The sequence below is a fragment of the Paenibacillus psychroresistens genome (genome assembly GCF_009728935.1).
In the GTDB taxonomy this organism is placed as follows: Bacteria; Bacillota; Bacilli; order Paenibacillales; family NBRC-103111; genus Paenibacillus_AC; species Paenibacillus_AC psychroresistens.
Map to the genome: position 1 here is coordinate 7,200,522 of NZ_CP034235.1, position 14,479 is coordinate 7,215,000.

6 protein-coding genes, 14 tRNA genes, 2 rRNA genes and 1 pseudogene (1 of these 23 running past the window's edge) are annotated in these 14,479 nt (G+C 47.3%); 6 read left to right on the forward strand and 17 right to left on the reverse strand.

What is annotated here, in order from left to right:
- The first annotated feature begins 104 nt into the window (after positions 1–104).
- The 3 genes from EHS13_RS32370 to EHS13_RS32380 all read left to right on the forward strand — a co-directional run bounded on the left by EHS13_RS32370 (position 105) and on the right by EHS13_RS32380 (position 6,814).
- Positions 105–1,886 carry a right-handed parallel beta-helix repeat-containing protein gene (locus EHS13_RS32370; RefSeq protein WP_162463360.1) on the forward strand — a complete coding sequence of 594 codons (1,782 nt, stop codon included), beginning with the start codon at positions 105–107 and terminating at the stop codon, positions 1,884–1,886.
- A gap of 209 nt (positions 1,887–2,095) precedes the next feature.
- Complete coding sequence (locus EHS13_RS32375; RefSeq protein WP_155704326.1) at positions 2,096–4,789, forward strand: NTTRR-F1 domain; 2,694 nt, start codon at positions 2,096–2,098, stop codon at positions 4,787–4,789.
- Between the two features lie 378 nt (positions 4,790–5,167).
- Entirely contained in the window at positions 5,168–6,814 is a 1,647-nt protein-coding gene (locus tag EHS13_RS32380) for an NTTRR-F1 domain (RefSeq protein ID WP_193571462.1), read from the forward strand.
- Between the two features lie 99 nt (positions 6,815–6,913).
- Here the strand turns inward: EHS13_RS32380 and EHS13_RS37035 are convergent, their stop codons facing one another.
- From EHS13_RS37035 to EHS13_RS32405, 5 genes are all read right to left on the reverse strand, one after another.
- Positions 6,914–7,066 (reverse strand): hypothetical protein, encoded by a 153-nt coding sequence (locus EHS13_RS37035; RefSeq protein ID WP_227013647.1) that lies wholly within the window; start codon positions 7,064–7,066, stop codon positions 6,914–6,916.
- Between the two features lie 237 nt (positions 7,067–7,303).
- Positions 7,304–7,377 (reverse strand) — tRNA-Gly (locus EHS13_RS32390).
- Between the two features lie 23 nt (positions 7,378–7,400).
- A tRNA-Pro gene (locus tag EHS13_RS32395) sits at positions 7,401–7,477 on the reverse strand.
- Positions 7,478–7,498: 21 nt separating this feature from the next.
- Positions 7,499–7,575 (reverse strand) — tRNA-Arg (locus EHS13_RS32400).
- An 8-nt stretch (positions 7,576–7,583) separates the two neighbouring features.
- Positions 7,584–7,658: transfer RNA gene (locus tag EHS13_RS32405), tRNA-Gly, on the reverse strand.
- A gap of 301 nt (positions 7,659–7,959) precedes the next feature.
- Between EHS13_RS32405 and EHS13_RS32410 the strand changes: the two genes are divergently transcribed.
- The 3 genes and pseudogenes from EHS13_RS32410 to EHS13_RS32420 all read left to right on the forward strand — a co-directional run.
- Positions 7,960–8,436: a PDC sensor domain-containing protein gene (locus tag EHS13_RS32410; protein WP_155704328.1), complete on the forward strand. Its 477-nt coding sequence runs from the start codon at positions 7,960–7,962 to the stop codon at positions 8,434–8,436.
- A complete protein-coding gene (locus EHS13_RS32415) occupies positions 8,424–8,753 on the forward strand; it encodes a PDC sensor domain-containing protein (protein ID WP_155704329.1) in 330 nt (109 codons plus the stop codon). The genes EHS13_RS32410 and EHS13_RS32415 overlap by 13 nt, the downstream gene beginning before the upstream one ends.
- Before the next feature lie 260 nt (positions 8,754–9,013).
- A pseudogene (locus EHS13_RS32420) lies at positions 9,014–9,565 on the forward strand (methyl-accepting chemotaxis protein); the annotation flags it as partial.
- A gap of 153 nt (positions 9,566–9,718) precedes the next feature.
- Here EHS13_RS32420 and EHS13_RS32425 read toward each other — a convergent pair.
- From EHS13_RS32425 to rrf, 12 genes are all read right to left on the reverse strand, one after another.
- Positions 9,719–9,798: transfer RNA gene (locus tag EHS13_RS32425), tRNA-Leu, on the reverse strand.
- Positions 9,799–9,806: 8 nt separating this feature from the next.
- Positions 9,807–9,882, reverse strand: a tRNA-Lys gene (locus EHS13_RS32430).
- Between the two features lie 6 nt (positions 9,883–9,888).
- Positions 9,889–9,962: transfer RNA gene (locus EHS13_RS32435), tRNA-Gln, on the reverse strand.
- An 8-nt stretch (positions 9,963–9,970) separates the two neighbouring features.
- Positions 9,971–10,046 (reverse strand) — tRNA-Thr (locus tag EHS13_RS32440).
- Positions 10,047–10,092: 46 nt separating this feature from the next.
- Positions 10,093–10,168: transfer RNA gene (locus EHS13_RS32445), tRNA-Val, on the reverse strand.
- Positions 10,169–10,186: 18 nt separating this feature from the next.
- Positions 10,187–10,261: transfer RNA gene (locus EHS13_RS32450), tRNA-Glu, on the reverse strand.
- Positions 10,262–10,268: 7 nt separating this feature from the next.
- Positions 10,269–10,344 (reverse strand) — tRNA-Thr (locus EHS13_RS32455).
- Between the two features lie 3 nt (positions 10,345–10,347).
- Positions 10,348–10,420: transfer RNA gene (locus EHS13_RS32460), tRNA-Asn, on the reverse strand.
- 182 nt (positions 10,421–10,602) lie between these two features.
- Positions 10,603–13,528: ribosomal RNA gene (locus EHS13_RS32465) — 23S ribosomal RNA — on the reverse strand.
- Positions 13,529–13,835: 307 nt separating this feature from the next.
- Positions 13,836–13,911 (reverse strand) — tRNA-Ala (locus EHS13_RS32470).
- A gap of 19 nt (positions 13,912–13,930) precedes the next feature.
- A tRNA-Ile gene (locus EHS13_RS32475) sits at positions 13,931–14,007 on the reverse strand.
- Positions 14,008–14,367: 360 nt separating this feature from the next.
- Positions 14,368–14,479, reverse strand: a 5S ribosomal RNA gene (gene rrf / locus EHS13_RS32480) (it continues 5 nt past the right edge of the window).

The following is a 14,479-nucleotide window of genomic DNA, read 5'->3' on the forward strand; positions in this document are numbered from 1 at the left end:
CAACCTTTAATTATATTTTTTTGAACAAGCTAGGTATTTAGTGTGTTAACCTCTTCCTCCTATTAATATGATGAATAATATTGGATACCAAGGAGATGAGAAAAATGGGTACGTTTAACATTGTTACTTATGGAGCTGTTGCAGGAACCATATCACCAAGCGTAGGAACGGCTAACAAAAAAGCGATAGCAGCAGCCATTGCATCAGCTATTGCAGTAAAAGGAACGGTTTACATTCCTAGCGGCACATATTTTATAAACAGTTTATTCAACAATTTAAGTGGAACCTTCAACATAGAAGGAGAAGGGCCTCAATCTGAAATATACTGCGTAGAAGCTACTCCCACCAATTCGGATAGGCGTATATTCAGTATTACAAACTGTATAGGTGGCTCATTTAAGGATTTTAAAGTTTCCTCTAATGCTGTCGTAGGTACTTCTACACGTTCTAATTTCGCTTGGGGACTAGGACTCATATCCTCCTCGCAATGCAAGGTTGAAGGCGTATATATTGCCAAAACCTTTGCTGCAGGACTTATGTTTCAATCCTGCAGCTCCATCGAAATCATTGGTAATCATGTTACTCAGACTTGTGCAGACAGCATACACATGACCAATGGCTGCACCGACATGATAGTGAGTGACAACACCACCTTTGACTGTGGTGATGATAGCATCGCTGTAGTGACTTACACCAATGAGCCTTACTGTGAAAGAATCTTGATTCATAACAACATACTCGATAAATCATGGGCAAGAGGCATAACTGTCGTTGGTGGAAAAAAAGTCGTTATCAGTAACAATATAGTTACTAATACAGCTTCTAGCGGCATTTTGACTGCTTTTGAAAGCGGTGAGTTTAATACCAAGGATGTATTTGATGTCACTATAGTGGGTAATCAAGTTCATCGGGCAGGTACATACTTCCCTGTCATTCCTACTAACGGTAACCATTTTGGGATTGAAATCTCGAGTGGCACCGATATTATTGCAACTGACAATAATGTTACTTCATCTAATAGCAGAGGGATTACCGTTGCCGACTCCAAAACTAAACGGGTAAGCATCAACAACAACAATGTAAAATACAGCGGATCTACAGGTATTTACGCGGGCTCTGTTAAAGGGCTTGGCCTCACTGGAAATACCACAACTATGAACAAAGCCCAGGGTATTGCGCTAATCGCTACAAGAGATGTAATCGCCAATAATAATTATGTGCAAAACAATAACTTCTGGGATAAGGATTCTGAGGTCACTACACTTTCAGCGGCAATCAGTGCTACCGTGAATACATTAAAATTCGCAAGCGGTGTGAACTTCGCCATATTCTCCGTCTCTTTTGCGATCGTAATCGATTTGGAGCAGATGTCTGTGACTGCTTTTAATAGCACTACAGGTAATGCCACTGTTATAAGAGGGCAGAATGGCACAGCAGCGGCTCCGCATGCAGCAGGAGCAATCATCACTTCCGGTCCCCGGACGGTATCCACTGATAATGTCTTGATCCAAAACTGCACTAACATTGTGTTCGAAGGAAATCAATCACTCGAGGATTGGAGCGTAGCCCTCTATCCCGATACCAACATACACAATGCCGACAAAACTCCCGCGATAAAAAACCGTGTGGAACGAGCAGTTGAATTTACTGGCAACATTCGTTTTAGAGTATTAGGTAATCTTATCTATTGTGGTTCTGGGACGATAACAAGTGTTTACTTCGGCACTCCTAATACAAACACGGATGGTTTACGTGATGACTATAAAGGGACGACTGTTCCTAATGAAACTGCCTTTCGAGCTGGACAGACGTATTACAAAACAGATACCGATGTTGGATATGTTTATAACGGCTCCGTTTGGAGAGGGGTTAAGTATACTTTGTAGTTTTATAATAGCTGCGCTGTTCTTCTTAAGAAAGACCGACACATTAGATTAGAGCTATAGGGCCTGCTTCCGGCCTTATTTGCGGTTGTTCCATAACAAAATTATATTATCTTATTTAATCTATTAGACTAGAACCAATAATAGATAAGTTTCATAGAATACTAAGACTTTTAATATAAAAGTCAACTCATCTAGAAAGGAGAGTATATATGAGCATTCAAAACTTAATCGTTAATGGAGGCTTTGAAACCGGAACATTGGTGCCATGGTCTACATCAAATACAACCGTTACCAATCTATATTCACATTCCGGTACATTCTCAGCTAGGCTTCAAGGTGGTCCAATCACCTCTTATATAGCGCAATTTGTACCAGTAACTCCCGGTGTCAGTTTTGAGTTAATTATTTCGTTAGCCAAAGTAGGAGTTCTACCAGCTGCTCCTGTAGTTATGCAGGTCTTTTATTTTGACAATCTTTTTAATTTGTTAGGACAAGGGCTTTTTGCCAATGTTCCACTAAATCGTATACCTAACGCAGAGGATAGTAACTGGCTTGAGATCTATCAAACTACTACCTCTGCCCCCCTTGGAAGCACACAAGCTTTTGTATTAATAGACAATCTTCCTCAAGCAGGAACAGCAGATATTTTAGTCGACGATGTCGCTTTATTAGCAGCTTCAGGAACTGGGGTTACTGGAGCAACTGGGGCTACTGGAGTTAACGGGGTGACAGGCGCAACGGGTCAAACCGGTGCTACTGGAGTTACCGGGGTGACAGGTGCCACAGGTGAAGCCGGTGCTGCTGGAGTTACGGGTTCAACAGGAGCTACAGGCGAAGTTGGTGCGACAGGTGAAACCGGTGCTACTGGAGTTACGGGGGCGACAGGTGCCACAGGTGAAACCGGCGCTACTGGAGTTACAGGGGCGACAGGTGCTACGGGTGAAACCGGTGCTACTGGAGTTACAGGGGCGACAGGTGCTACGGGTGAAACCGGTGCTACTGGAGTTACGGGGGCGACAGGTGCCACAGGTGAAACCGGCGCTACTGGAGTTACGGGGGCGACAGGTGCTACGGGTGAAACCGGTGCTACTGGAGTTACGGGGGCGACAGGTGCCACAGGTCAAACCGGCGCTACTGGAGTTACGGGGGCGACAGGTGCTACGGGTGAAACCGGCGCTACTGGAGTTACGGGGGCGACAGGTGCCACAGGTGAAACCGGCGCTACTGGAGTTACGGGGGCGACAGGTGCTACGGGTGAAACCGGTGCTACTGGAGTTACGGGGGCGACAGGTGCCACAGGTGAAACCGGCGCTACTGGAGTTACGGGTTCGACGGGAGCTACGGGTGAAACCGGCGCTACTGGAGCGACTGGAGCAACAGGTGCCACGGGTGAAACCGGCGCTACTGGAGCGACTGGAGCGACTGGAGCAACAGGTGCCACGGGTGAAACCGGTGCTACTGGAGCGACTGGAGCAACAGGTGCCACGGGTGAAACCGGTGCTACTGGAGCGACTGGAGCAACAGGTGCCACGGGTGAAACCGGTGCTACTGGAGCGACTGGAGCAACAGGTGCCACGGGTGAAACCGGTGCTACTGGAGCGACTGGAGCAACAGGTGCCACGGGTGAAACCGGTGCTACTGGAGCGACTGGAGCAACAGGTGCCACGGGTGAAACCGGTGCTACTGGAGCGACTGGAGCAACAGGTGCCACGGGTGAAACCGGTGCTACTGGAGCGACTGGAGCAACAGGTGCCACGGGTGAAACCGGTGCTACTGGAGCGACTGGAGCAACAGGTGCCACGGGTGAAACCGGTGCTACTGGAGCGACTGGAGCAACAGGTGCCACGGGTGAAACCGGTGCTACTGGAGCGACTGGAGCAACAGGTGCCACGGGTGAAACCGGTGCTACTGGAGCGACTGGAGCAACAGGTGCCACGGGTGAAACCGGTGCTACTGGAGCGACTGGAGCAACAGGTGCCACGGGTGAAACCGGTGCTACTGGAGCGACTGGAGCAACAGGTGCCACGGGTGAAACCGGTGCTACTGGAGCGACTGGAGCAACAGGTGCCACGGGTGAAACCGGTGCTACTGGAGCGACTGGAGCAACAGGTGCCACGGGTGAAACCGGTGCTACTGGAGCGACTGGAGCAACAGGTGCCACGGGTGAAACCGGTGCTACTGGAGCGACTGGAGCAACAGGTGCCACGGGTGAAACCGGTGCTACTGGAGCGACTGGAGCAACAGGTGCCACGGGTGAAACCGGTGCTACTGGAGCGACTGGAGCAACAGGTGCCACGGGTGCGACTGGAGCAACAGGTGCCATTGGAGCTACTGGAGCGACTGGTGCTACTGGAGCTACTGGTGCGACTGGAGCCACGGGTGCTACTGGTGCGACTGGAGCCACGGGTGCTACTGGTGCGACTGGAGCCACAGGTGCCATTGGATCTACTGGAGCTACTGGTGCGACTGGAGCCATTGGAGCCACTGGAGCTACTGGGGCAATTGCTACAAATCAAAACGCACTATTTATTGTTAATGCATCACCTATTCCAGATGGGACAGCCATTTCTTACTCAACCTCATTTATTAATGGTACTAACATCTCACATCCAACAGCCACAACTTTTTCACTAGCAATAGGACACATTTATATGGTTTCGTATACTTTCAGGGCAACTAGTTCTATAAGTGGAAACATTACCGTTACACCAAGACTTAATGCTGTTTTTATCGGTGATTTTTCTGGTAAATCAAATACTGGAACTTCAGATGCTAATGCAAGCGTATCTGGTACATTCCTAGCTAATGCTACCACAAGTATTATTATAATGGATTTACTTTATAACGGATCTGCAGCAGCTAATCCAACTGATGGTTCTGTTTCAATTATTCAGATTCAGTAAATTATGTGGGGCTGGTATTTGCCACCCCCCTTCACTTCACTTTTCTAATTCCACTTTATTGTTTTCACAATGAGTTGCATCTTAAAAATGTTTATCACTAATTTTCCTTATTATGAAATATCTATTTTTGCTTATATTATAGAAAGTAAATTTAAATTAGGCATCATACTTTGGAACAACCAATTATTCAAAGATGATAATTCACTGACGATGATTTAGCAGCTTTTGCTGCACTTATCGTCCTTTTTTAGGCATTTAAGAAATTCAGACCTATATTATCAAACTTAATCTATCAGACTAGAACAAGTCATAAGAGTGATTCATAGAATACAAAGACTTTAATATAAAAAGTCAATTTCATTAGGAAGGAGAAATCAAATGAGCATACAAAATTTAATCATTAATGGAAGCTTTGAAACCGGAACATTGGTGCCCTGGACTTCTTCAAATACAACTGTTACCAATTTATATTCTCATTCTGGAATATTTTCAGCGAGGCTGCAAGGCGGTCCAATCACCTCTTTTATTGGACAGTTTGTGCCAATAACTGCAGGTGAAAGCTTTGAACTTCTTGTTTCATTCGCCAAAGTAGGCATTCTGCCAGCGGCTCCTGTAGTTATACAGGTCTTTTATTTTGATAGTTTATTTACTTTGTTAGGACAAGGCTTGTTTAGCAATGTTCCAGTCAATCGTATACCAAACGTAGAAAATAGTACCTGGCTTGAAATACACCAAACCACCACACCAGCATCACTTGGTAGCACACAAGCCTTTATTTTAATTGACAATCTTCCGCAAGCAGGAACAGCAGACATTTTAGTCGATGATGTTGCTTTATTAGCAACTTCAGGAACTGGGGCTACTGGAGCTACGGGTGCGACAGGTGCTACTGGGGAAACCGGCGCAACTGGAGTTACCGGGGCAACAGGCGCAACAGGTGAAACTGGCGCTACTGGAGTTACCGGGGCGACAGGTGCCACGGGTGAAACCGGCGCTACTGGAGCTACGGGTGCGACAGGTGCTACTGGGGAAACCGGCGCTACTGGAGCGACTGGAGCAACAGGTGCCACAGGTGAAACCGGTGCTACTGGAGCGACTGGAGCAACAGGTGCCACAGGTGAAACCGGTGCTACTGGAGCGACTGGAGCAACAGGTGCCACAGGTGAAACCGGTGCTACTGGAGCGACTGGAGCAACAGGTGCCACAGGTGAAACCGGTGCTACTGGAGCGACTGGAGCAACAGGTGCCACAGGTGAAACCGGTGCTACTGGAGCGACTGGAGCAACAGGTGCCACAGGTGAAACCGGTGCTACTGGAGCGACTGGAGCAACAGGTGCCACAGGTGAAACCGGTGCTACTGGAGCGACTGGAGCAACAGGTGCCACAGGTGCCACAGGTGAAACCGGTGCTACTGGAGCGACTGGAGCAACAGGTGCCACAGGTGCCACAGGTGAAACCGGTGCTACTGGAGCGACTGGAGCAACAGGTGCCACAGGTGAAACCGGTGCTACTGGAGCGACTGGAGCAACAGGTGCCACAGGTGAAACCGGTGCTACTGGAGCGACTGGAGCAACAGGTGCCACAGGTGAAACCGGTGCTACTGGAGCGACTGGAGCAACAGGTGCCACAGGGCCAGCAGTTGGCACATTAGATATTTTCGTTGCCACCTACCCTTTACCTCAAGGTAATCTTACTGGTACTCCTGTTGCGTTTCCAGTCACCATTCTTCCTGATGGTACTGCTATTACTCGTATTGATGACAATACGTTCAGCCTAAATACCATTGGAACTTATGAAGTAACTATAAACTTGCCAACAATTGGTGGAAATACAAGTAATGCAGCTGTAGTAGTTGCTGGAGTCACAGTAGCAGCCTTCGCTCCCCTAGGAAGTCCTCCTAGTACGATAGTTGGTTCAATCAGCTTTCCGATTGGTGCTATGTCCACATTAGAAATACAAGCTATGGGCGGCACTTCATTAGAACTTGGTTCTGGTGTAACTATTGTCATTGAGCGATTGGCATAAGCATTTGCAGAAATTCAACTAACAATCAATGATCCGTTCGTAAGAGTACATTCTTACGAGCGGATTATTGATTGTTTATTTTTCTATTCCCCTTTTCACTCAATGATTATACATATAGCCACTATAAATAATTTCTGAAATAGCAAGTGCTCCCGGTATATTCAAATACCCTACGAAAATAGAGTCCGTTTTCTTGAGACTGACATACTCTCTACCTAATAGGCGGTTTATCCCCGATCGAATGGTCAGCATAATCCAGTAAGTACTCCAATTAATGAAAGGAAAATATAAAACGAGAAACCACAGAAAAGAGAAACCTGTTTCTCCTATGCAGAACCGCAAGATTGTACAGGGAATTAATATTAATAGAAAGCGCAATAACTTCGGCATACAATCTCCTTTTAAGAATCAATAATATGGAGAATACTTTGAAGCTTATTAATAACAAAAAAAAGCCCCAACTATCAAGGCTTTCGGAATTTAAGATTATGGAGCGGGTGAGGGGAATCGAACCCCTGCGATCAGCTTGGAAGGCTGAAGTTCTACCATTAAACTACACCCGCATAAACCTTGTTTCTAACTAAAATGGTCGGGACGACACGATTTGAACATGCGACCCCCTGGTCCCAAACCAGGTGCTCTACCAAGCTGAGCTACGTCCCGAAATTTACTTTAGTTAAAAAATGGCGCACCCTGAGAGATTCGAACTCCCGGCCTTTTGATTCGTAGTCAAACGCTCTATCCAGCTGAGCTAAGGGTGCATTACTTATGGAGCGGACGAAGGGATTCGAACCCTCGACCCTCGCCTTGGCAAGGCGATGCTCTACCACTGAGCCACGTCCGCATGAAAAGCGACAAGAATTAATATAGCAAAAACAATAATGTTTTGCAACCTTTTTCGCTAAATAAATTTTTGGACGCTATAAATACCAAATTTATCCTACAATATTGCTCGCTATAAAGTTGGATTTTATCACCTTATTTAACCACCCTGACTAGACATTTCCTTTTATTAATTGTTAGTGAAGTATGAAGAAAATAAACATAAAGCTAACATCAATCTTATATTTCATTAAATCTAGCCCTTACAATATAGATACCAAATAAAATAATGGTGGCTCGAACGAAAGGTGGATTCCTATTTAATGAAACGATTGTTTAATGTTAAGAATAAACTCATTGTAGCGTTTACCTTGATTTTATTACTGCCCAGTATTTCACTGGGGTGGTTTTCCTATCACACTGCCCAGAACAAATTATCAGATAGCCTTTTGACGGCAGCTAAGCAAAGCACCGATGCCTACAAAGCCCAACAATCTGGCTTCGAGTATGTTTATTTGGCTTCGGCTGAGGGGATCATGTTACGCTCACCAGAACTGCCAAAGAAGCTGCCAAAAGATGATCCAAGGACTCAAACTTGGTACAAGCAAGCTATTCAATCTCCTAATAGCGCCATCCATACAGAACCCTATATTTCATCTACCTCCGGTAATACCGTTGTTACTATTGCCAACAGGCTCGAAGACGGCTCTGGAGTAGTCGGTGTACATATCGATTTACTAGCCTTCAGCCAGATCGTAAGCAAGGCCAAAATCGGTCAAGATGCTATGTGTATATTCTAGATAAGACCAGTCACTTTTTAATTCATCCTAAACAAAAAAACGGCGCCGATGCCATTGGTGAACATTATCAAACATTCTATACTCAAAATTCTGGGATCGTTGTTTATAATCTAAACGGTGTTGATAAACAAGCTTACTACACTACCGCATCAATTATGGGTTGGAAAATTGTTGGAACGATGGAAATGATTGAAGTTTATAAGGCATCCTCTAGAGTGCTTTACGCAACACTTATTGTAATTGCCGTTTCCTTATTTTTAGGTGCTCTCATTGTCTTCCTTATCATCCGCTCCATTACAGTCCTACTAAAACGATGACTCATAATCTGCGAAGCTTGATTGGCGGCATATTAAGCTCCTCGCAAAGCGTAGCGGATGCAAGTCAACAAATCTTCTCTAGCACCGATGAGATTGCTCACGGCAGTATCAGTCAAGCTGAGGCCTCTCAAACGATGGCTGAACTGTTCAAGGAGCTTACCTCTGCCATTCAATCCCTGGCAAGGTCCGCTGAGGAAGCTGCCCACCTCTCTGAGGCTACTGTAGATATTGCTAAGCAAGGAGGCTCTGTCGTGACTAATTCCCTTGTTGGGATGAATGAGGTTAGTCAACATATGACATTGCTGGAGCAGGACTCCGAAAAGATTGTAGCTATTGTCGAGGTTATTAATGATATTGCCGAGCAAACGAATCTACTCGCTTTGAATGCAGCAATTGAAGCAGCCCGGGCAGAAGAGCAAGGCAGAGGATTCGCTGTTGTGGCAGATGAGGTTCGTAAGCTCGCAAAAAGAAGCGCAAACGCAACCAAGGAAATCGCTCTAATCATCAAAATTATGCAAAATAATACAGCTAAAAGCACGATTGCCGTCACTTTAGGTGTCGAACAATCACAAGAAGCTTCTAAAGCCTTCGCGCTTATTCTAACTAAGGTCCATGATACGGCTAATAAAGTAACAGAAATAGCTGCAGCAAACGAAGAGCAATCCGCTCAGGCTTCCGACGTTCTCAGCGCCATAGAATCCATTGCAGCTTATAGTGAGCAAGGGGCTGCCTCAGCTCAAGAAACGGCAAGCACCTCTCAAATTTCAGCAAAATTAGCTGATGAGCTAAAGCAATCTGTATCCCGTATTTAAAATACAAGGATAATCGGCTCCAGCGTCTTTAAGACGGTGAGTTTGTCTGAAATTCTAGGGGTCAGTTTGAGCAAAAAGGTGTACTTTCTTAGAATTAAAAAAAGAAGAGTTCCTCCCTTTGTGGGAAGAACTCTTCTTTTTGACTTGCAATAATGCGCGTAGAGGGACTTGAACCCCCACGGTTGCCCGCTAGATCCTAAGTCTAGTGCGTCTGCCAATTCCGCCATACGCGCGCAATAAATGGTGAGACATGAAGGATTCGAACCTTCGACACCCTGATTAAAAGTCAGGTGCTCTACCAGCTGAGCTAATGTCTCATAAAATGGCTGGGGATCCAGGATTCGAACCTGGGGTGACGGAGTCAAAGTCCATTGCCTTACCGCTTGGCTAATCCCCATAACTTCGTGGTGCCGTCGAGAGGACTTGAACCCCCAACCTACTGATTACAAGTCAGTTGCTCTACCAGTTGAGCTACAACGGCTTAGGCATTCGTGTAGCATGTACTACTTCTCAAGAAAATATACATATGGTGGGCGCTGACGGGATCGAACCGCCGACCCTCTGCTTGTAAGGCAGATGCTCTCCCAGCTGAGCTAAGCGCCCATATGAAGTAATAAAATATGGTGACCCGTAGGGGACTCGAACCCCTGTTACCTCCGTGAAAGGGAGGTGTCTTAACCACTTGACCAACGGGCCATACTAATGGAGCTTCCAACCGGAATCGAACCGGTGACCTCATCCTTACCATGGATGCACTCTACCTACTGAGCTATGGAAGCAGGCTCCCCGAGCAGGACTCGAACCTGCGACAACTCGATTAACAGTCGAGTGCTCTACCAACTGAGCTATCAGGGAATATCGTTTAGCGTTTGGAAACATTATGTATTCCAAAGCTATCATGACTAAGTTTAAGTCTGTCCAACATTAAAAAAGCCGTACAGGGTTGTTATTCCCTGAAAACTAGAAACGAAGCGAAGAGTTGTGAAACATCCAGGTAACACACTGCTTCTTACACATGACTGCATAACAAGTCTTATTGGGGTAAGCCCTCGACCGATTAGTATTTGTCAGCTCCATACATTGCTGCACTTCCACCTCAAACCTATCAACCTCGTGGTCTACAAGGGGTCTTACATACTGGGAAATCTCATCTTGAGGGGGGCTTCACGCTTAGATGCTTTCAGCGCTTATCCCGTCCGTTCTTGGCTACCCAGCGATGCTCCTGGCGGAACAACTGGTACACCAGCGGAACGTCCATCCCGGTCCTCTCGTACTAAGGACAGCTCCTCTCAAATTTCCTGCGCCCACGACAGATAGGGACCGAACTGTCTCACGACGTTCTGAACCCAGCTCGCGTACCGCTTTAATGGGCGAACAGCCCAACCCTTGGGACCTACTTCAGCCCCAGGATGCGATGAGCCGACATCGAGGTGCCAAACCTCCCCGTCGATGTGGACTCTTGGGGGAGATAAGCCTGTTATCCCCAGGGTAGCTTTTATCCGTTGAGCGATGGCCCTTCCATTCGGAACCACCGGATCACTAAGCCCGACTTTCGTCCCTGCTCGACTTGTTGGTCTCGCAGTCAAGCTCCCTTATGCCTTTGCACTCTTCGAATGATTTCCAACCATTCTGAGGGAACCTTGGGGCGCCTCCGTTACACTTTAGGAGGCGACCGCCCCAGTCAAACTGTCCACCTAACACGGTCCCTTGCCCCGATTCAGGGGCATAGGTTAGAACCTAGGTAGGATCAGGGTGGTATCCCAACGTCACCTCCACACAAGCTGGCGCTCATGTCTCAAAGGTTCCCACCTATCCTGTACAGATCATACCCAAATTCAATATTAAGTTACAGTAAAGCTCCATGGGGTCTTTCCGTCTTGTCGCGGGTAACCTGCATCTTCACAGGTATTAAAATTTCACCGGATCTCTCGTTGAGACAGCGCCCAAGTCGTTACGCCATTCGTGCGGGTCAGAATTTACCTGACAAGGAATTTCGCTACCTTAGGACCGTTATAGTTACGGCCGCCGTTTACTGGGGCTTCAATTCATAGCTTCGCCTTGCGGCTTACCACTCCTCTTAACCTTCCAGCACCGGGCAGGCGTCAGCCCGTATACTTCGCCTTACGGCTTCGCACAGACCTGTGTTTTTGCTAAACAGTCGCTTGGGCCTTTTCACTGCGGCCCCCTCGGGCTATTCACCCTACCGAGGCACCTCTTCTCCCGAAGTTACGAGGTCATTTTGCCGAGTTCCTTAACGAGAGTTGTTCCGCGCGCCTTAGAATACTCTTCTCGCCCACCTGTGTCGGTTTGCGGTACGGGCACCTTCTCCCTGGCTAGAGGCTTTTCTTGGCAGCTTGAGTACATGATCTTCGGTACTGTAATTTTCCCTCCGCGTCACAGCCTAGCCTAACAAAGTGCGGATTTGCCTACACTTTAGCCTCACTGCTTGCACAGACACTTCCATCCGTCTGCATCTTTCCCCTTCTGCGTCACCCCATTGCTCATAACGGTTCACGGTGGTACTGGAATTTCAACCAGTTGTCCATCCACTACGCCTTTCGGCCTCGCGTTAGGTCCCGACTTACCCTGAGAGGACGAGCCTTCCTCAGGAACCCTTAGGCTTTCGGCGGACAAGATTCTCACTTGTCTTTTCGTTACTTATACCGGCATTCTCACTTGTCTACTCTCCAGCGCTCCTTACGGTACACCTTCTCAGCATAGACAACGCTCCCCTACCAAACAACACCATAAGTGTTGAGTCCATAGCTTCGGTGGCGTGTTTAGCCCCGTTACATTTTCGGCGCAGAGTCACTCGACCAGTGAGCTATTACGCACTCTTTCAATGGTGGCTGCTTCTAAGCCAACATCCTGGTTGTCTTTGCAACTCCACATCCTTTCCCACTTAACACACACTTGGGGACCTTAGCTGATGGTCTGGGCTGTTTCCCTCTCGACAATGGATCTTAGCACTCACTGTCTGACTCCCGAGATTCGAGTTTATGGCATTCGGAGTTTGACTGGACTTGGTAACCCTTGGCGGGCCCCGCACCCAATCAGTGCTCTACCTCCACAACTTATTCTCGAGGCTAGCCCTAAAGCTATTTCGGGGAGAACCAGCTATCTCCGAGTTCGATTGGAATTTCTCCGCTACCCCCACCTCATCCCCGCATTTTTCAACATGCGTGGGTTCGGGCCTCCAGTGAGTGTTACCTCACCTTCACCCTGGACAGGGGTAGATCACACGGTTTCGGGTCTACGCCCACGTACTTATTCGCCCTATTCAGACTCGCTTTCGCTACGGCTCCGTCTCTTCAACTTAACCTTGCACGTGAACGTAACTCGCCGGTTCATTCTACAAAAGGCACGCCATCACACATAAAGAGTGCTCTGACTTTTTGTAAGCACACGGTTTCAGGTTCTTTTTCACTCCGCTCCCGCGGTGCTTTTCACCTTTCCCTCACGGTACTGCTTCACTATCGGTCGCTAGGGAGTATTTAGCCTTGGCAGATGGTCCTGCCGGATTCATACGGGGTTTCACGTGCCCCGCACTACTTGGGATACACCTAATCTGTTATTTGCTTTTGGTTACAGGATTGTTACCTTCTCTGATGGGCCTTTCCAGACCTCTTCACCTAACAAATACTTCGATATATCGATGTCCCGCAACCCCAAGGTACAAGTACCTTGGTTTGGGCTAATCCGCGTTCGCTCGCCGCTACTGACGGAATCACTATTGTTTTCTTTTCCTCCAGGTACTTAGATGTTTCAGTTCCCTGGGTATGCCTCCAACCAACCTATGTATTCAGTTGATGGTAACAGTCCATTACGACTGCTGGGTTCCCCCATTCGGACATCCCCGGATCAATGCCTGCTTACGGCTCCCCGAGGCATTTCGTCGTTCGCCACGTCCTTCTTCGGCTCCTAGCGCCTAGGCATCCTCCGTGTGCTCTTATTAGCTTATCCACTTGCCTGTTTCGTTTAACGGAAACTTGCTTGCTATTGAATACGATTCAATAACCGGATGTTACGGTTTTGGATGTTTCGTTCTTTGCTTCGTTATCTAGTTTTCAAGGAACAATTCATGTTTCGTGAGAAACACGGTTTGTGTTGCTTATGATGCTGTTTACTTCACGCCGCTTACAGCAGCAAAAAGTATCTTACCACACTCCACTAACCGATTGCAACCCTCAATTTAAAGTTCATTTTTCAGGTCAAAAGTTTCGTTTTATGCGTTGCTCAAAGCCGTCGTTACCGACGTTTTAAACAGGTTTGGTGGAGACAAACGGGATCGAACCGTTGACCTCCTGCTTGCAAGGCAGGCGCTCTCCCAGCTGAGCTATGCCCCCATAATGGGGAAAAACGATTTGGTTGGCCCTAGTGGACTCGAACCACCGACCTCACCCTTATCAGGGGTGCGCTCTAACCAGCTGAGCTAAGGGCCATCAGGGTTTTGCTATCGCAAAACGAAAGTATAGCGGTAAGGCAACATACCATTAGGATGAATAAGGTCCTATTGTGCACTTATTTGCATGATTTGAGTCTCAAAGATTCAAATAGAGGCCTTTTATGCGCTTATTCAACTCATAAAATCTTAAAACATACCTTTGAACCTAGATAGACGACTATTGTGACCTTATTTCATGCCTAGCAGCTAATCTGCTACAAATAAGATCTATGCCTCTATTCATTTGTTTTAGGATTTTTTAACACTGTGAGCGCATTTCTCTGCCCTGCGATAGGCAAGAAAAAACCCACCTGAGAGCTTCCAGAGCGTACTCCGGAAGCATCCACTTGTGGGGCTCGCTTGGCAACGTCCTACTCTCCCAGAACCCTGCGGTTCAAGTACCCTTGGCGCTGGAGGGCTTAACGGTCGTGTTCGAGATGGGAACGCGTGGTTCCCCTCCGCCATCATTA

Excerpts from the sequence above, each read along its gene's own strand:
- EHS13_RS32370 (WP_162463360.1), top strand. The coding sequence starts at position 105 with ATGGGTACGTTTAACATTGTTACTTATGGAGCTGTTGCAGGAACCATA.
- EHS13_RS32375 (WP_155704326.1), top strand. The coding sequence starts at position 2,096 with ATGAGCATTCAAAACTTAATCGTTAATGGAGGCTTTGAAACCGGAACA.
- EHS13_RS32380 (WP_193571462.1), top strand. The coding sequence starts at position 5,168 with ATGAGCATACAAAATTTAATCATTAATGGAAGCTTTGAAACCGGAACA.
- EHS13_RS37035 (WP_227013647.1), bottom strand. The coding sequence starts at position 7,066 with ATGCTGACCATTCGATCGGGGATAAACCGCCTATTAGGTAGAGAGTAT.
- EHS13_RS32410 (WP_155704328.1), top strand. The coding sequence starts at position 7,960 with ATGAAACGATTGTTTAATGTTAAGAATAAACTCATTGTAGCGTTTACC.